Annotated in this window: 20 protein-coding genes; 7 read left to right on the forward strand and 13 right to left on the reverse strand. The window is 54.4% G+C overall.

The genetic code is table 11. The features are described from left to right. The first annotated feature begins 185 nt into the window (after positions 1–185). Genes JUF11_RS04875 through JUF11_RS04885 form a run of 3 tightly spaced genes read left to right on the forward strand, consistent with a single transcriptional unit; the run spans position 186 to position 2179 of the window. On the forward strand, positions 186–713 hold the full coding sequence (locus JUF11_RS04875) for a GNAT family N-acetyltransferase (protein ID WP_204118595.1): 528 nt from the start codon (positions 186–188) through the stop codon (positions 711–713). A gap of 60 nt (positions 714–773) precedes the next feature. Further along, positions 774–1424 (forward strand): ABC transporter ATP-binding protein, encoded by a 651-nt coding sequence (locus tag JUF11_RS04880; protein WP_204118596.1) that lies wholly within the window; start codon positions 774–776, stop codon positions 1422–1424. Continuing rightward, a complete protein-coding gene (locus tag JUF11_RS04885; protein ID WP_125579464.1) occupies positions 1421–2179 on the forward strand; it encodes an ABC transporter permease in 759 nt (252 codons plus the stop codon). Before JUF11_RS04880 ends, JUF11_RS04885 begins: the two co-directional genes overlap by 4 nt. A 55-nt stretch (positions 2180–2234) precedes the next feature. Here the strand turns inward: JUF11_RS04885 and JUF11_RS04890 are convergent, their stop codons facing one another. The 7 genes from JUF11_RS04890 to JUF11_RS04920 all read right to left on the reverse strand — a co-directional run bounded on the left by JUF11_RS04890 (position 2235) and on the right by JUF11_RS04920 (position 7355). Continuing rightward, positions 2235–3113, reverse strand: coding sequence for a cation diffusion facilitator family transporter (locus JUF11_RS04890; RefSeq protein ID WP_204118597.1), 879 nt, complete (start codon positions 3111–3113; stop codon positions 2235–2237). Between the two features lie 175 nt (positions 3114–3288). Next, positions 3289–4137 carry a 4-(cytidine 5'-diphospho)-2-C-methyl-D-erythritol kinase gene (gene ispE / locus JUF11_RS04895; protein ID WP_204118598.1) on the reverse strand — a complete coding sequence of 283 codons (849 nt, stop codon included), beginning with the start codon at positions 4135–4137 and terminating at the stop codon, positions 3289–3291. Between the two features lie 68 nt (positions 4138–4205). After that, on the reverse strand, positions 4206–4697 hold the full coding sequence (locus JUF11_RS04900) for a GNAT family N-acetyltransferase (protein ID WP_204118599.1): 492 nt from the start codon (positions 4695–4697) through the stop codon (positions 4206–4208). 55 nt (positions 4698–4752) lie between these two features. Next, positions 4753–5004 (reverse strand): Veg family protein, encoded by a 252-nt coding sequence (locus JUF11_RS04905; RefSeq protein ID WP_125579460.1) that lies wholly within the window; start codon positions 5002–5004, stop codon positions 4753–4755. Positions 5005–5138: 134 nt separating this feature from the next. Further along, positions 5139–6023 carry a 16S rRNA (adenine(1518)-N(6)/adenine(1519)-N(6))-dimethyltransferase RsmA gene (gene rsmA / locus JUF11_RS04910; RefSeq protein WP_204118600.1) on the reverse strand — a complete coding sequence of 295 codons (885 nt, stop codon included), beginning with the start codon at positions 6021–6023 and terminating at the stop codon, positions 5139–5141. Next, complete coding sequence (gene rnmV / locus JUF11_RS04915; RefSeq protein WP_204118601.1) at positions 6016–6579, reverse strand: ribonuclease M5; 564 nt, start codon at positions 6577–6579, stop codon at positions 6016–6018. The genes rsmA and rnmV overlap by 8 nt, the downstream gene beginning before the upstream one ends. Positions 6580–6581: 2 nt before the next feature. After that, complete coding sequence (locus JUF11_RS04920) at positions 6582–7355, reverse strand: TatD family hydrolase (protein ID WP_204118602.1); 774 nt, start codon at positions 7353–7355, stop codon at positions 6582–6584. 318 nt (positions 7356–7673) lie between these two features. Between JUF11_RS04920 and JUF11_RS04925 the strand changes: the two genes are divergently transcribed. From JUF11_RS04925 to JUF11_RS04940, 4 genes are all read left to right on the forward strand, one after another. Then, the gene (locus JUF11_RS04925) at positions 7674–8432 is read left to right on the forward strand and encodes a DeoR/GlpR family DNA-binding transcription regulator (protein ID WP_204118603.1); all 759 of its coding nucleotides are present in this window, start codon (positions 7674–7676) and stop codon (positions 8430–8432) included. A 92-nt stretch (positions 8433–8524) separates the two neighbouring features. Continuing rightward, positions 8525–9529 carry a tagatose 1,6-diphosphate aldolase gene (locus JUF11_RS04930; RefSeq protein ID WP_204118604.1) on the forward strand — a complete coding sequence of 335 codons (1005 nt, stop codon included), beginning with the start codon at positions 8525–8527 and terminating at the stop codon, positions 9527–9529. Between the two features lie 255 nt (positions 9530–9784). Beyond that, a complete protein-coding gene (locus JUF11_RS04935) occupies positions 9785–10945 on the forward strand; it encodes an MFS transporter (RefSeq protein ID WP_204118605.1) in 1161 nt (386 codons plus the stop codon). Between the two features lie 60 nt (positions 10946–11005). Continuing rightward, positions 11006–11401 (forward strand): iron-sulfur cluster biosynthesis family protein, encoded by a 396-nt coding sequence (locus tag JUF11_RS04940; RefSeq protein ID WP_204118606.1) that lies wholly within the window; start codon positions 11006–11008, stop codon positions 11399–11401. 469 nt (positions 11402–11870) lie between these two features. Here the strand turns inward: JUF11_RS04940 and metG are convergent, their stop codons facing one another. The 6 genes from metG to JUF11_RS04970 form a co-directional block, all read right to left on the reverse strand. Then, positions 11871–13850: a methionine--tRNA ligase gene (gene metG / locus JUF11_RS04945; RefSeq protein ID WP_204118607.1), complete on the reverse strand. Its 1980-nt coding sequence runs from the start codon at positions 13848–13850 to the stop codon at positions 11871–11873. 84 nt (positions 13851–13934) lie between these two features. Further along, positions 13935–14756, reverse strand: coding sequence for a DUF72 domain-containing protein (locus JUF11_RS04950; protein ID WP_204118608.1), 822 nt, complete (start codon positions 14754–14756; stop codon positions 13935–13937). Further along, on the reverse strand, positions 14749–15222 hold the full coding sequence (locus JUF11_RS04955; RefSeq protein WP_204118609.1) for an NUDIX domain-containing protein: 474 nt from the start codon (positions 15220–15222) through the stop codon (positions 14749–14751). The genes JUF11_RS04950 and JUF11_RS04955 overlap by 8 nt, the downstream gene beginning before the upstream one ends. Positions 15223–15231: 9 nt before the next feature. Beyond that, positions 15232–15918: an NAD-dependent protein deacylase gene (locus JUF11_RS04960; RefSeq protein ID WP_204118610.1), complete on the reverse strand. Its 687-nt coding sequence runs from the start codon at positions 15916–15918 to the stop codon at positions 15232–15234. Positions 15919–15929: 11 nt separating this feature from the next. After that, positions 15930–16868, reverse strand: a complete 939-nt coding sequence (locus tag JUF11_RS04965; RefSeq protein WP_236000444.1) for a hypothetical protein — start codon at positions 16866–16868, stop codon at positions 15930–15932. A 17-nt stretch (positions 16869–16885) separates the two neighbouring features. Further along, positions 16886–17665 carry a PHP domain-containing protein gene (locus JUF11_RS04970; protein ID WP_204118611.1) on the reverse strand — a complete coding sequence of 260 codons (780 nt, stop codon included), beginning with the start codon at positions 17663–17665 and terminating at the stop codon, positions 16886–16888. Positions 17666–17694 lie beyond the last annotated feature (29 nt).

Here is a 17694-nt window from a genome sequence, read left to right on the forward strand (position 1 = left end):
GAATATTTGGATTATCCTGCCTCGTTTGACATTAATCCTCACAATTATACGGGATTGGCAAACAAAATCCCAGTCAATTTCCGATAATTTCCATTATTGTTCGCATTCCTTGGCCGAGGCACGTTGTTCCTGCTGGCGGGCTGGCGTATACTCAGGCGAGATGTCACTAACAAAGGAGTACCCTCATGAAAATCGAACGCATTACCGCAGCGAATCAAGCCGCCCTGCAGCTACCGAATGAACCGTTCAGTCGGTTTGGAGAATTCATTGTGACTCGCGATGACCAGGGCTGGCATCACCACGAACGGCTTTTGACGAAGCCTTTCACCCAGACCTTCCCCGATGAACATTACCAACTGGCAGACATCGATGCCGTCGGGTTTGCTTTAGGCGCCTTTGATGAAGCGACGTGCATCGGCCTGGCGACTTTTGAATACGAGTTTCGGTGGAATCATTACCTTTATCTGGCTGATTTGAAGGTCAATCAGGCCTACCGCGGGCAAGGTATCGGCCACCAGCTGCTTAACGCGGCGATTCCACTCGCCGAAGCGCATGGCAATCAAGGCCTGTGCACGATTGCTCAAGGGTCCAATCTGGCTGCCAATCGCTTCTATCTGAAGTATGGCTTCCATATCGGCGGTCTGAATACCGCGGATTATCATTTTACCAGTGCTCGCGGGGAAACGGATATCAACTATTACCTCGAGTTTTAGGCCAGAACAGGTGCATTCCCTCGGCCTTTATATTAGAATGATTATAAACAAGTTGAAAGGATGACCTCGATGTTATTTTCACTGGATCACGTGGGGTATCGTACCCCTGACCGTGAGATTCTGACCGACATTAGCTTCAACGTTGATGCCGGCGAATATATCACCATTTCGGGTCCTTCAGGCTCCGGGAAAAGTACGCTGCTCCGCCTGCTGGCAACGCTTTTGACCCCCACCAGCGGCCAGATCACCTACCACGATCAGCCGCAAAGTTCGTATCCTAAAACGACGTACCGACAAGCGGTGTCGTATTGTTTCCAGCAGCCCAGCCTCTTCGGCGACACGGTGCAGGATAACTTGGCTTTCCCGTTCGAGCTGCGCAACCAGCCGTTTGACGCGGCCAAGGCCCAAGCCGCTCTGGCGCAAGTGGATTTGCCCACCAGCATGCTAACCAAACCGATCACGGAACTATCAGGCGGTGAAAAACAGCGCGTGGCCTTAATCCGCAACTTGCTGTTTGAACCGGATGTGATTTTGCTGGATGAAGTGACTACCGGCCTGGATGCCGCCACCAAAACCATCGTCCATGAACTGATCGAAGGCCTTAACCAAAAAGGCCTGACAGTGCTGGCCGTGACGCATGACGAAACGGAAATTAACGTTGCCCACCGTTTGCTCACCATTACTGCCGGCAGATTGGAGGCCGCCCAATGAACAATTTAATTGTGAGTCCTACCGCGCTGGCCTTCGCCGTGATTTTGGTGCTGATTGCCCTAGCCGTAAACTTCAAGGAACACATCGGCCTTGAAAAAGACATGCTGATTGGTGTGGTGCGGGCCGTGATTCAGCTCACAGTCGTCGGCTACGTTTTGACCTATATCATCCGCGTCGACCGCGTTTGGTTGACACTGCTGATGGTGGCCATCATCATCTTTAACGCCGCGTTAAATGCCCGCAAGCGCGCCGCTGGCATTCCGCATGCTTTTGTCATTAGCTTGCTGGCGATTTCAGTGGCGACTTTGACCACCATCGTCTTGCTGGTGGTGGCGCACGCGGTTAAGTTCACCCCCAGTCAAATCGTGCCGATTTCCGGCATGATTGCCTCCAACGCCATGGTCGCCATTGGGTTGTGCTACCGGAGCTTGAATGCCAGCTTCCATGATCAGCGCCAAGGCCTGCTGGAACGGCTGGCGTTAGGCGCCGACTTGAAACAAGCCACGATGCCCATTGTGCGGGTTGCAATCAAAACCGGCATGGCGCCGACGATTGACTCGGCTAAAACCGTTGGTCTGGTGAGCCTGCCAGGGATGATGTCCGGCTTGATTTTTGCCGGCATTGACCCCACCAAAGCGATTATGTATCAGATCATGGTGACGTTCATGCTGCTGGCAGCCACTTCCATCAGCAGCGTCATTGCCTGCTACCGCGCTTACCCGCAGTTCTACAATGAGGATTTACAGCTGCGCTAAGTCAAAAGCAGCCGGCCTCCACTCGTATGACACGGGTGAAGACCGGCTTTTTGCGTTAATACGCATTGTCGCCGTCTTGCAGCGGCTGATAATCGCCGTACTCGACTTGGATGGTGACATGGGCGATGTCAAAGGTGTGCCGCAATTTGTGACTCAAATCCGTCAGAAACTGGTCATTATTGGCATCGGTTTTACGCGTGATGTGCACCGTCAAAGCGACATCGGTGGTGCTCAAGGCCCAAATGTGCAGGTCGTGGCAGCTGGCCACCGTCGGGTAAGCATTAATCATCGCTTGCACCTTGGTAGTGTCAATCGCTTTTGGCACCGCCGCTATGGCGAGGTTCACCGCGTCTTTCAGCAGACCCCAGGTACCAATCAGCACCACAATCGCTACCAGAATGGACACGAATGGGTCAAGCCACTCCCAGCCGGTCAGCAGATACAGCCCGCCGGCGAGGACGACGCCGAGCGACACCCCAGCATCAGCAGCCATGTGCATGAAGGCCCCGCGAATATTGAGATCGTGGGCCTGGCCTTGATGAAATAACAGCGCAGTGGCGCCATTGATCACAATCCCAATGCCAGCCACCAGCATCACGGTCCCACCTTGAATCGGTTCCGGATGCGCAAAGCGGCCAGCCGCTTCCACAATGATGGCGCCCATGGCCACTAGCAGAAACACGGCATTGATCAGCGCCGCCAAAATTGACGAGCCTTTGTAACCATATGTTCGGTTCGCCGTCGGCCGCTTACAGGACAGCCAATCGGCGAACCAGGCAATGCCCAGCCCCAGCACGTCGCTTAAGTTGTGCGCCGCGTCAGCCAGCAAGGCAATGGAGCCAATCAGCAGGCCAAAAGTGGCCTCCGCGATAATATAAATTGAATTGAGGAGTATTCCCCAGCGAAACGCTTGATTCGGTTTCGGTTGTTGCACCCTAATCCCTCCTGTCTAGCCGCAATCAGCCAAAAAATCACGCTGACCGGACGTCTTCATTGTGGAACATCGCTCCAGCAAAGTCAACGCAAACCCCGTCGCGCCGGCGTTTTAGGAGTCATTACGAATAAGGATGACCAATAAAAAAAGCTGACCTTGGCGTCAGCTGAAGCCGTTATTGAAGCGGCCGCACGAGATAGACCTCGCGGCAAAAACCTTTCATGCTGTTGTACACGCGATGGGCCCGGCTACGTTTGCGGCAGACCCCGAACACGGTCGGGCCGCTGCCGGACATTTGGGCGTGATCCGCGCCAAAGCGCACCAAGCGCTGCTGCAAGGCTAAGATTTCCGGATGCTTCGCGGCAGTCACCGGCTGCAAGCTGTTGGCCATACCACTAATCATCAAAGGCAGATCCCCTTGCTTGATGCCAGCCACTACTTTCTTAGTGTCTGGATGCGGCACGGTTTGCTCATAGTCGATGGCCCGCAAAATGCTTTGCGTCGATACCGACACTCGCGGCTTTGCCAGCACCACCCAGCAATCCGGACGCCGGTCCAGCGGCGTCACGATTTCACCTTTGCCGGTGACCAAGGCCGTGCGGGAATACACACAATACGGTACATCAGAGTCCACTGCCAGGCCAATTTTGGCCAACCGTTCAAGCGGCCAATTCAGGCCCCAAAGCTGATTAAGCCCACGTAGCACCGCCGCGGCATCCGAGGAGCCGCCGCCTAAGCCGGCCGCCACCGGGATATGTTTTTCCAAGCGAATTTTGGCGCCTTGGTGCACGCCAGCGGCCCGCTGCAACACCAAGGCGGCTTGATACGCCAGGTTGCGCGGGTCTTCAGGTAAAAAGCCACTATCAGTGGATACCGAAAGGCGGCTGCTTGGGCTAATATGCACATAGTCTGCCAGATCGACCGAGGTCATCACCATTTCCCACTCGTGGGCCCCATCACGGTGTTGGTAAAGCGCGTCTAGACTGAGATTGATCTTGGCTGGGGCCTTCTGGACGATTTCCATAGGCTATCACCGTTTGTAGTTGTTAAGCTGATTATACCGGTTTCAAGCGCATTTGAACACGGCTGGCGCTATAATGCCTGCTCCAAAATCACCACTGCCTGTGGCGCCGCCCCGACTTGGGCCTGACTTTCGCCCAGCGGCTTAAAGCCCAACTGTTCCCAAAACGTCAAGGCGCCGGTGTTGGCACTGACCACGGCCACGCGCAGGCGCTTGAAGCCTTGTTGCTTAAACTGCTTGCGCAGGCCCCGGATCACGCGCTGGCCCAAGCCTTGGCCTTGCTCGCTTTTGGCCAACATCAGCAGGCCGATATAGACGATGTCGGCTTCGGGATAGCCGTTGAGCCGGTCCAAAACACCAACTGGCCGGTCATCGACTTTGAGCAGGCCGTAATGTTTATCCCACTTGCTCACCTCAGCAGGTCGGGCGGCGGCGTCTTCTTGCACCATGGCCAAAGTCGGCGCCGGCTGCTCCGTCAGCGCGAAATAGTCAGGATTGCTTTGATAAATCGCCAGCACGGCGGCTTCATCCGCCGCTGTTTTGACGGGATGGAAACGTAACATAACTGCCTCTTTTCCAAACAAAAAAGCCCCTCAAATGAGTGGCTGCTTTGTTTTGTTATGATGCTTGCTCTTCGTCATCAAATGTAATTTGAATCGATTTGGTGAGGAGGTCAGCGTAACTATAAGATACACGCTCAAAGGCGTTTTCGTCTTGGTCTAAGGCGACCACGAAAACAGCTGGGTAAGTTTCTTTGAGTGTGCCTTTGCGCCGAGTGACCTTTTTACGGCCTGCTTGTGCGACAACGGTTAAATTTTCCCCGATCTTGCGGTCGAGTTGCTGCTTGATGCTTGCTAAAGTAATTGGCATGCACTTCACCCCTTGCCGTTAATCATAGCACGAAAGCAAGAAATTTGCAATTATACCATTACAATTGCATATAGACAAGCATCATCTTTTGGCTTTTGTACAATTCTCACCATTTTTTTATTTTCGCCGTAACATTACAGCCCCGCGGCTTTGAGCGCATCGGCGAGCTTGGCAAAAGATTCGATGGTTAAAGTTTCCGCCCGGGCGCTGGGCGCAATCTCAACTGCCTTGAGCGCCACGGTTAATTGGGCCTTGGTGGCGGCATCCTTCCCATATAAGCCCTGCAAATTGTTCCACAGGGTTTTGCGCCGGGCGGCAAAACTGCCACGCACCAGCCGGTCAAAAGCCGCCTGATCATGCACGCTGGCCAGCGGCTGCGGCCGTTTAGTCAGGGTCACGATCGCCGAATCAACATTCGGCGCTGGGACAAAAGCGGTGCGGCTAACGGTAAAGGCGATGGCCACTGCCATGCGCTGCTGCACACCAATGCTCAGGCTGCCATAGTCCTTGCTCCCAGGACCGGCAGTGAGGCGGTCAGCGACTTCTTTTTGCATCATGACAGTGATACTGGCAAAATCAATCGGTGCTTCGATCAGGTGCATCAGAATTGGGGTGGTGATGTAATACGGGAGATTGGCCACCACCTTCACCGCGTGCTGACCGTCAAAATGCTCTGCCAGGAGCGTGGCCAGGTCAACTTTTAAGACATCGGCTTCCTCCACCGTGACATTCGGATACGGGGCCATGGTTTCAGCGAGCACCGGAATCAGCTGCGGATCGATTTCTAGGGCCAGCACCTGATGGGCTGATTCCGCCAGGTATTCGGTCAAGGCGCCAATGCCTGGACCGATTTCAATCACATCATCGGCAGCGGTCACTTCACCGGCCTCCACAATGCGCTTCAGCACCGCGGGATTAGTCAAAAAATTCTGGCCCAGGCGCTTCTTGAACCGAAAGCCGTGGCGCTGCAAGATTTCTTTGGTGCGCGCCGGGGTGGCAATATGGTGATCTTCAGGCATGAGCATCCTCCGCATCAATCGTTTTGACCGCCGCCGCAAAATCGGATTCACTAATCCGGAATTGCGCTAGGCGTTTCTGTAGTTGTTTACCGTTGGTGTAGCCGATATGCAGCAGCTCACCCAGTCGCTCACGGCGATGCCGCGCAGCCGGCCCGCCAATCAGCCCTTGCGCTTCCAGCACTACCCGCGGAATTTGCACTGGCGCATCTGGCACTTCCACCACCAAATGGCTTAACGCCTCGCGCAGTGCCGCCGGGCTGGCATGTTCCACCCCCAGCGAGCCTTTGTGATCTGGCACCGCCGCCGCGACTGGTAAAAAGGCGTGGGTGACGCCGGGCACGGCGCGGCTGATGGTTTTGCGAATTTTTTCACCAGGGAAATCCGGGTCGGTCAGCACAATCACGCCGCGGCTCGCCTGCGCTTTTTTGATCAGCGCTAGCGTCGCTTCATCAATAGCGCTGCCGCGGGTTTCAATCGTGTCAATCGGCCCAAAAGCTTCCGTGAGCCGCTTGGTATCGTCGCGACCTTCCACGACAATAATTTGTTTAAACGTCATAACTACCCTTTCAAGTTGAAAATGCGATGCGCGTTATCCCAAGTCGTTTGGGCAATGGCCTCAGGCGTTTCTTGCCGCCACTTGGCTACCGCCTCAACCACATAGCGCGTGTAGCCCGGCTCATTTGGCCGGCCGCGGTAAGGCGCTGGGGTCAGATAAGGGGCATCGGTTTCCACCAACAGCCGGTCAGCCGGCACCACCTGCACGGACTCATGTTCCTCAGGGGCATTTTTGAAACTGACAATGCCGGAATAGGAAATATACATCCCCAAATCAAGGAACTTCTTGGCCCACTCGCCATCGCCGGTGAAGCTGTGCATGATGGCGCCAAATTCTGAAAGATGTGCCGCTTTCAAAATGGCATAAGTATCCTCAAACGCGTCCCGGGAGTGAATCGAGACTGGGAGGTGCAGTTCCCGCGCGATGGCCAGCTGGCGGCGAAAAACGCGGCGCTGAATTTCCCGGGGACTGTTATCCCAGTGGTAATCCAACCCAATTTCGCCTAGCGCCACGGTTTTTGGCAAAGCCAGCTGGGTTTCCAGCAGGTTTTCCGCCGCTTGGTCATAATCCTTGCTATCATCTGGGTGCCAACCGACAATCGCGTACAGCTGATTGAACTGTTTCGCCAGCCGCAGCGCGCCAGCGTTCAAGCCGGCATTGGAGCCAACAATCGCCATCTTGGTCACGCCCAACGCCGCCGCCTGCTGCACATACTGCGCCTCTTGGCCAGCGTAAGGCGTATCGTTCAAATGCGTATGAGAATCAAAAATTTGCATAACGCTCTCCTCTTATATACTGACAGTTATTATACGCAGGTGGCGAAAGGAAGGCAAAAGGCGGCGGAACTAAAGGCGGCGGAGGTCGGCGGGCTTAGCCGGATGGATAGCCTAGGTTGAGGCCTCGCCGGTGTCCTTTGCCGGCAAGGCCTCAACCGTAGCTAGCCACTCCGACGCTGCCGACCGGAGCGCAACTACGGCGCCACCCCATAAATGTGCCATTCCCAGGTCAACATATCTTGACCTCACCTACTCTCCATGCTAAAGTTTAAGTCGAACAAAAGTAAACAATTTCGAACATGAAAGCGAGGTGATAAATTGCTGAAACGCGAACGGTTACTGACGATTCAAGGCCTCGTCGACGCCCGCGGAATCATCAGTGTCAACGAGATCTGCGCGGAACTCGACGTCTCAACCATGACCGTCCGCCGCGATTTGGAAGAGTTGGCAGCCCAAAAGCTGCTGACGCGGGTTCATGGCGGCGCCCAAAGCCTAGCGTTTGAGCGCACCCATGAACTCACCCGGCTGCAAAAGCAATCACTGAATACCGTCGAAAAAGACGCGGTGGCCCGTCGAGCAGCAAGCTTGATTGAAGCTGGTGATGCGGTTTATATTGGCCCTGGTACCACTAACGAGCTGATTGCCGCTTATGTCAAAGTGCCCGATGTGCGCATCGTCACGAACAGTTTGCCGGTGTTTGAAAGCTTTCAGCGGCATGCCGATCGTTTCATTTTGGAAATGGTGGGTGGCATTTACCGCAGTCGCTCAGGCGCCTTCATTGGCAGCATGGCCACCAGTGCCTTGCGCCACCTGAGCCTGAGTAAGGCCTTCACTTCCGCCAATGGCATCGCTGGCAACGCGCTCTATGACGCCAGCCCTGAAGAAGGCGAAGTCCAGCGCCTCGCCCTGAACAATGCTGAACAGCGCTATCTGTGCTGCGACGTCAGTAAGCTGAACCACCGGGATTTCTATTCGTTTTATGATTTGGACCAGATGGATGCGCTGATTACCAACGCCACCATCACCGCCCAAGATCAGGCCACCTATTCGCGCCTCACGCAAATTGTCACGGTGTGAAACATTTTCGAAAAAAAGTGAACATTTTTGTTTGAAATAGAGTACGCTATTGATGAACGGCTCATGCCGATTAAAAACATGGAGGGACTATAATGTCTGTAAAACTTACTGCTGGTCAATTTGAACACTTGAAGCAACTGTCCGATGACAACGATGTAATTTCCGCGTTGGCCATCGACCAACGGGGTTCTTTGAAAAAGATGATCGCCGCTGCGGCTAACCAACCTGCTAACGAAACCACCATCGTGGACTTCAAAGTTGCCGTTTCTGAAGAGCTGACCAAGTATGCAAGCAGCATTCTGCTGGATCCAGAATACGGCCTGCCAGCTGCTAAGGCTCGTGATTCCAAAGCCGGCTTGCTCCTTTCCTACGAAAAGACCGGTTACGATGCAACCGAACCTGGCCGTTTCCCAGATTTGATTGAAAACCAGTCCGCTTTGCGCATTGCTGAAGAAGGCGGCGACGCGGTTAAGTTCCTGCTTTACTACGATGCCGATGAAGGCGACGCCGTTAACGATCGCAAGAAGGCCTTCGTTGAACGCGTTGGGGCTGAAGCTAAGGCGAACAACCTGCCAATGTTCTTGGAACTGGTTTCCTACGATGCCAACTCCGACAGCGTTGCCGATGCCGCTTATGCTAAGGTAAAGCCACACAAGGTCATCGAAATGACGCGCGAATTCAGCGACCCTCGCTACAACGTTTCCGTACTGAAGCTTGAAGTGCCAGTTAACCAGAAGTTCGTTGAAGGCTTCACCGACGATGGCGTTGAAGCAGTTTACACCAAGGAAGAAGCCGCTAAGTACTACAAGGAACAAAGCGACGCTACCGACCTGCCATTCATCTTCCTGTCCGCTGGTGTGACCAACGAATTGTTCTTGGATGAATTGAAGTTTGCTAAGGCTGCTGGCTCCACCTTTAACGGTGTCCTCTGCGGCCGTGCCACCTGGAAGCTTGGCGTTGAACCATTCGCTGCTAAAGGCGAAGACGCCGGCAAGCAATGGCTGCAAACTGAAGGTAAAGCTAACATCGATCGCCTGAACAAGGTCTTGGCCGAAACTGCTACTCCTTGGGACAGCAAAGTTGAAGTTGAAAAGTAATTAAGCAACATCCGACACCTGCGGCGACGCAGGTGTTTTTTTGTCCTCGTAAGCCGAATTGCACTGGGCGATTGAACGTGCTAAAATCAACCCAACAATTATCGGAGGTCTTCATCGTGTTATCCTGGCTTGCTCGTGCCCACGCGATTATTAACAATTTTGCCGCTTAAGGGGTGGAATCTACCCTCTTTTGTGGCTCTTGGCCATCTTTGCGATGGCCTTTGTTTTGCGCAAAAACGCAGTTAGGATAAACTAATGAATCACCAAAAACAGCTCTACGCCGCTTATGCGTATAGCTTCTTCGCATTTTTCGGCATCACGCAGCTTTGGGTCATTTACCTTGGCCAGCAAGGCTTGAGTCTCGTTGCCATTGGCCTGTGTGAAAGTATTTTCCATGTGGCAAGTTTCTTGTCTGAAGTGCCTTCTGGCGTCCTCGCCGATCGCTTCAGCTACCGCACCATGCTGGTTTTGAGTCGGATCATGAGCCTCATTTCCTCCGCCATGATGCTGATCAACGGCGGCTTCGCCTGGTTTGCCTTAAGTTTCATTTTCTCGGCGTGGTCTTACAACCTGCAATCCGGCACGCTTGAAGCCTTGCTGTATGAATCGCTCCTCGAAGCTGATCAAAAAGTCCGCTGGCCACAGGTGTCCAGTCGACTGAACATTGTCATCGAAATCGCCACCAGCTCCGGCCTGCTCTTAGCCGGCACCATGGTCAACTGGGACCTGGCGGTAAGCTATTGGCTGGCGCTAGGCTTTGCGGTCCTGGGTATTTTGGCCACCTTGTTTCTGCATGAACCGCAACAGCACAAGCAGCAAGACGCCCACCAAACCATCAGCCAAATCATTCGCGAGGCCATCACGGTGTTGCGCCAGCAGCCGACCTTGCGTCGACTCATGGTGTTTGACGCCACGGTTTCGGCGATTGCCGCCGCTTACTATTTCTATTTTCAAAATGTCATGACCGCCCGCCACTTCAGCACCCCGGTCATCACACTGCTGCTGGCTGGCACCACAGTCGTCGCCGTGCTCACCATCCGGCTGTCGCCGCGGCTCCTTAAGCTCAACACTAATCGGCTCCTAGCCGGCGTGCTTGGCATTTTGAGCCTGCTGCTCCTACTCACCGCCATTGGCCAAACCGCCGTGATCAGCGGCTTATTCCTGCTCATTTACGGCTTATCCGCGCTAATGCCGCCAGTTTTCACCGTGCTGTACAACGCCCGCATTCCCAGCGCGCAACGTGCCACTTTGTTGTCAGTAGCGTCACTGTTATACTCGCTGGCCATGATTGGCCTGTTTCCGTTGCTGGGCTGGGCCATCCAGCAAATCGGTTTTGCTTGGACCTTTGGCGCGTGTGGCGGTTTACTGGCCCTCGCCAGTCTAATCGGCTGGCGCCGGCTGCGACACTCAGCTTGACATGAGGTTTATACTCAAGTTAGATTGTGCAAGATAGTGTTGTGAAAGGGGATAATTTTTATGGCCACGATTCAGCTTTCTGATTCTTTCGTTTCCCGGATGCGCCAAAACGGCTATGCCGACAAAACAATTCTACTCATCGCCGATGATGGCGGTGGGCGCTATTCCCTTCAAGGCGGCGCTTGTAGCATCGGCACCAAGTTCTCGCTGATCATTCTCGATCAACCTGACCCTGATTATGACGTTACACTAGAAAACGCCGCCGGCCTCCACTTGTACACGTCTGACTACGAAATGCTGTTCTTCAATCCCGGCTTAAAAATGGACTTTGAAGGTGGTGCCATCAGCATCAGCGACAACGCCCACGCCCTTGACAGCAGCGTCGGCACCGCTAACGGTGCCGACGTGCTTGCCGCTTTCAAGCAGGGCGTCATGGTCGATGGCAAAACATGCTAATGCTTCACCAAGCGAACTGACTGCGGTCGGTTCGCTTTTTTGCTGCCCTGCTACATTGCAAATATCGGTCACTACGATTAAACAGTCACTTTAGGCTTGCTGGCCGCCAGATCCAGCCCCAACGTGAATAACATGGCGAACTGCTAAAGGAAAGTCCAACCTCCGCCTGTTAACTAGCGGGGTGAGGCGGTGGGCGGAGCTTGACGGGGGGCTGGCAGTGAAACGATTAGCGACAGGAAGACCGGCGCGGGTTTGGCGCTGGGCTTCCCAGAGCTAATCGCGGCAGTTTTGAAGACGCAGCGGAGCGCAGCGACTGCGGCTTCAAAACTAGGTCCGAGACCGAGTTTAGGCTCGGAACGGCCGCACCGCCAGCCCCCCGGCCAAGCGGAGCCCACCGTCGCACCCCGCGGCACCGTCCACACAAAAAGCCCGGCCGCAGCCGAGCTTTGAGTGGATATTGTAATTTAAGTTAACCGACGAGGCTACCATTTTGAATGCCAGCAGCGACTTCGAGTAAGGTGATGTGACCGGCATTGTCTTCAGAAGAAAGCAACATGCCTTCACTGATTTCGCCTTTAAGCTTCCGCGGCTTCAAGTTGACCACCGCCATAACCTTCTTGCCGATCAGTTGCTTGAACTGGGGGTAATACTCGGCGATGCCGGACAAAATCTGGCGTGTACCTTCGTCCCCAGCATCCAAGGTGAACTTCAGGAGCTTATCGGCGCCGCGGACCTTTTCCACATTCAGGATTTCGGCCACACGGATTTCCGACTTGTCAAAAGTCTTGAAGTCGATTTCGCCTTTGCGGGTCTTTTCGTCCACTGTCGCCTGTTTCTTCGGCGGCTGCATTTGGGCCTTGATGTAGGCCACTTCTTCCTCGACATCAAGCCGTGGGAAAATTGGCGTGCCTTGTTCGGCGATGCGATTGCCGGCGGGCAGATGGCCCCATTCCAGCTGTTGCTGGGCTTCCAGCGCCGGATCCATGCCCAATTGTTCGAACATCTGCTTCGGCGCATGGGTCATCACTGGCTGAATTAAGAGCGCAATCAGGCGCAAGCTTTCGGCCAGGTGCCCCATGACACTGGCCAGCTGGGCCTTTTTGGCGGGATCTTTGGCCAGGGTCCAAGGCTCGGTTTCATCGATGTACTTATTCGCACGCGCGACCAGCTTCCAGGCGGCGTCCAAGGCGTCAGAGAACTGCAGGTTGTTCATCAAATCGCCATACTTCGCAATGGCGGTTTTGGCGACAGCCTCAAGGTCGGCGTCAAATTCGGTGGCTTCGGTTTGGCTCAGGTCAGGTAAAATACCATCTTCATACTTGTTGATCATCGCCACAGTCCGATTCAACAAGTTGCCCAAGTCATTGGCCAAATCAAAATTAATCCGGTCAATGAAGTCTTCCGGTGTGAAGATCCCGTCATTGCCAAACGGAATGGCCCGCATCAGGTAGTAACGCAAGGCATCAAGGCCATAGCGCTTAACGATCATTTCGGGATAAATGGCATTGCCCTTGGATTTGGACATCTTGCCATCTTTCATCACTAACCAGCCATGGCCGTAAATCTTCTTTGGTAGCGGGAGATCCAGGGCAAATAAGATGATTGGCCAGTAAATGGTGTGGAACCGCACGATTTCTTTCCCAATCAACTGGACATCTGCTGGCCAGTACTTGTCAAACAAGGTGGTGTCATCTGAGCCGTAACCCAGCGCGGTGATATAGTTGAGCAGTGCGTCCACCCAGACATACACCACATGCTTCGGGTCACTAGGAATCGGCACGCCCCAGTTGAAGCTAGTGCGACTCATGGCGAGGTCTTCCAGGCCAGGTTTGATGAAGTTGTTGATCATTTCGGTTTTACGCGAAGCCGGCTGAATGAAATCAGGGTGCTCGTCGTAGAACTTCAACAACCGGTCGGTGTACTTGCTCATCCGGAAGAAGTAGCTTGGCTCATGGACCAGCTTGACGTCATGACCAGATGGCGCCTTGCCGCCGATGACCTTGCCGTCTTTATCGCGGTAAACTTCGGCCAGCTGAGGTTCGGTGAAGTATTCTTCATCTTCCACCGAGTACCAGCCGGTGTATTCACCAAGATACACGTCGCCTTGCTTGATCAGGCGCTCAACGATTTTTTGCACCGCTGCCACATGTTCTTTGTCGGTGGTGCGGATGAATTTGTCATTGGTGATTTCAAGCATTTTCCATAATTGCTTGATCTGCGTCACCATCCCGTCGACGAAGGCCTGCGGGGTGATGCCGAGCTTGTCCGCTTTTTGCTCGATTTTCAAACCGTGCTCATCGGTGCCGGTCAAGAAGAAAACGTCGTAGCCGGTCAGGCGCTTGTAACGCGCGAGGACGTCGGCTGCAATGGTCGTGTATGCATTGCCGATATGAAGCTTACCAGATGGATAGTAAATCGGCGTGGTGACATAAAACGTGGGTTTTGCCATGAAAAGTGTGCCTCCTGAGCATCGCCTGTCGAAATGACGACAGGCGCTAAATTGCCTTAAGTATAGCATATTGGCGCCTACCCGCTAGAACAAATCCAATTGGTGGGGCCCCAAATTATTGTAGTGCAAACCTTGCTGGGCAATGAATTGCTGCGCATTATCGGCGGCATCGTGGCCACCGTTGTTGTTGAAAATGACCATCACGCGCTGACTGGCCAAATTTTGGGCCACCCTGCCAAGTGCTTGCAGCTCTTCAGCCGAGTAGCGATAGTTCGTGCGCTGGCTGCGCCACTGCGCGCCGCCGCGCTGCCAACCAGCGAGGTTACGGCCATGCAGGCGCATGATGGTCAAAGCCTCATTGGTCGCTTCCGCCACTAGTGGCACACTGCCGGCCGCGCTTTGTGGTTCATCCGCCACTACATGAATGAAACCCAGCGTCCGCAGCAGGTCCAGCGTTTGCGCCCGATATTCCGGCAAATACCAGCCGGCGTTACGGAACTCAATCGCCACGGGTAAATCCGGGTACAGCAGCTTGATGCGCCGCAACACATGAATATTGGTGGCGGACACGCCAAAATACGGCGGTAGCTGAAACAAAATCGCAGCCAGCTGCTGGCGCTCAATCATCGGCGCCAACGCTCGCCGCAAGCCAGTGAATTCTGCGCCGGCGTCATGGCCCTCTTCCACCTTGTGGGCCGACATGGCCTGGGTCGCTTTGACAATAAATTGAAAGCCGGCCGGCACTTGCTTCAACCAATTGGTGACTACCGCCTGGCTGGGCACATTATAGTAGGTGGTATCCAGCTCAACCACTGGAAACACCGCCGCCAGATCCGCCAAGCTGCTGGCTTTACCGCTGGCCAAGCTGGGATGATCAGCCACGGCGGTGAGCCCCACGTCAATCATGCGCTAGCACCTCTAGACCATCAAAATGATCACCGGTGAAGTCCGAGCGATAGGTCTGCGCTTCCCCGGCTAGCAGCGCCGGCAGCAGTGGCGCGAGGTCCGGCACCAGACCCAGGTTGTCCGACGCGAGCAGCCAAGCGCGATCCATAGCGGCGACGATGCCTTCGCGGGTGGCCAGCGGCTGGGCAAACTTCCGGTCGGTTTTAGCGGTATACAAATACAGCTCACCGCGCAAGCTGCCATCAACATACCAGTGCACCAAGCCGCCAGCGGTAAAGGCGGCTTGCGGCAAGTGGAGGCCACATTCTTCAGCGAGTTCGCGCTGCATGCCAGCCAGCGGTGTTTCGCCAGACTCAACTTTACCGCCTAGGCCGTTCCATAATCCCCGGTAAGGCGGCTTTTGCCGGTTAATCAGCAGAAACCCAGAAGCAGTTTCGACCAACCCGACTGTTAAGGCTTTGACCATCATTTCCTCCTACAATGCCGCGAACACCGTCGTCGCATCCCCCACCACCATATGGGCACCAGCGGGCAGACTGATGGGCTCGCGGTTAACCGCGGCCAGCACGGCGTCCGATTGGGCCATTTGAAGCAGCCCGGCGAAGGGATAGACCTGAAAACTGGTCCCCACCACCACAAGCAAATCCGCCTTGGCCACGGCTTCAACTGCCGCGTTGATCACATCAGGTTTGATGGGTTCCCCATAAAGCACAATATCAGGCCGGAAAATACCGCCATCTTCGGCGTGGCCATCCGACTGCAGGTAAGTTTGATAGTCGATTTGCTGACCGCAAGTCTGGCAATAAATACGGTACAAGTTGCCATGAAACTCTACCACGTGCTTGGCGCCGCCGCGCTGATGCAAGCCGTCCACGTTCTGCGTGACAATAGCGCCTTTGGCATTGGTGATCTGCGCCATTTTTTCGTGAATCACGTTGGGCTTGGCATCAGGATAGTACATTTTCTTGGTGACCCAGTCGTGAAAAGCCAGGTGATGCTGCTGCAGATTCTCAATCGACAACGCTTCTTCCGGACTGGCCAAATCAGCATACAAACCGCCTTTACTCCGGTAATCGGGAATGCCGGAAGCGGTTGACACCCCGGCCCCAGTCAAAAACGTGACGAAATGAGCGTTAGCAACTGCTTGTTTCAAATCAAACATGCCGGGCCTCCTTAGTCGCGGATGGCGTAATCAATGTCATACTGATTCAAAATCGTTTTCAACGGCGCCTGGTACAGCTGCTGGAACCCTTCCGGACTCAAATCCCCCACAGGCAGAACAAAGGCGTTTTGACCATCGCCTTTGCCCATGGCAACATAGGCCCGCTTTTTGGTTTCCAGGTCCCGCATTTCACTGTGGAGCAGTTCATAGGTCTGATTGACCGCCAGCCGCAACTGGCGCTCGGACAGCACCGGCGGCAAAGTGGCAAATTCGGCGTTGACAGTCGGCTGGAAACCGGCGTGCTGCAGCATCTCATCGAATTGACGCCACAAACGCACCACCAGCCGGCGAAAATCAAATGGCGTGGCGTGCTTTTTGCTGGTAAGCGTGGCATACAAACTCTGCGCCAAGGTCATCGCCTGCGGATAATCATGGCTCCAATGCTTCTGCTGGGCCTTGCTGCCGCCTTCAAACATGACTAAGGCATCAAGTAAGGTCATTGTGCAGTAAACCAGCAAGCCATCATTTAATTCATCAACGGCAGGCAGCGCCGCCTCGACCCCGGCAGCCAAGGCTGTCATCACCTCAGCGGTTAAGATGCCGTGCTCGGCTTGCCACTGGCGAATCAGATCATGCAACGCTGCATCGTACAATGCCGTACTGACGGCGAAAAACTGTTGATCCAGCGCCGGTTCGCCGCTGGCCAGGTGGTATTGAAGCTGCGGAAAACCAGTGGTAATCAACAGCATGTGCATGAGTTCATGACTCAAAGTGTAATCAGGCGCCGTCGTGTCCGTGACGCGCACTTCCAAATGGCCATTGGCTAGGAGTTTTTGCGCCGACTGGCTGTGATTGAGCTGACCAGAAGCTTCGCCTGCCACCGCCACCTCAATGGGCATGGCGTAGTTGCTTTTAACGACTTCTAATAACTTCGTAATGGTTTCGTCCAAGATGTTAACTCCTTTATTTAAAATGCCACTAGCGTTGGTTGATGCTGATGATAAACCGCTAATTGACTAAAACCGGCACGCTTGATCAGGGCTTTGGCCGCTGGAAATTCGGTTTGAAACTTATCCGGGGTATGCGCATCACTGCCTAAGGTCAAAAGCTCGCCACCGACCTGCTGGTACCATGGTAGCACCAACTCATACAGCGGGGCATTTTGCCAGCGATACAGTGACTTGGTATTCACTTCCAAGGCCATGTGCTTCGAAACGAGCAGCCGCAGAATTTCCAGCAGTTGTGGCTTCGCCCACGCCGTTAGTTGAGCCGGCGTGACGTCCAGCACCCGCAAGCCGTAATCAAAATGTGCCAGCACATCGCCAAAGTTGGCCTGCTTGAGGCCGCTGAGCATGCGCTGATAATAGGCCTGAACATGCGCTTTTTGGTCAACCGTTTTGAAATAAGGATTTTGATAATCGTACTGGCCGTCATGGTGAAAACTTAGCAGCACCAAATCATAGTCGCCTGCCGCGAGGTATGCTGCGAGGTCAGCGGCCCGCGGGGCAAAATACCCACATTCAACCCCGCGCAGCAGCTGATTGGGGTACTGCTGATGCAGCACCTTGAGCTTAGCCTGATACGCGGCAAAATCTGGCTTGTCATCCCCGCCGCCATCATCGGGATTGCTAAGCTCCAAGTGATCGGTAGTCACAAAGGGCTGCTCGGTTTGGGCCAGATAATCCTCAAATTGTGCGGAGGAATCGAAGGAAAAATAGGTGTGCACATGCTGGTCATAAACTGGCATCGGACTAACTCCTTTTCATGATGGTATCT

It is taken from the genome of Lacticaseibacillus suilingensis (assembly GCF_016861845.1).
In the GTDB taxonomy this organism is placed as follows: Bacteria; Bacillota; Bacilli; order Lactobacillales; family Lactobacillaceae; genus Lacticaseibacillus; species Lacticaseibacillus suilingensis.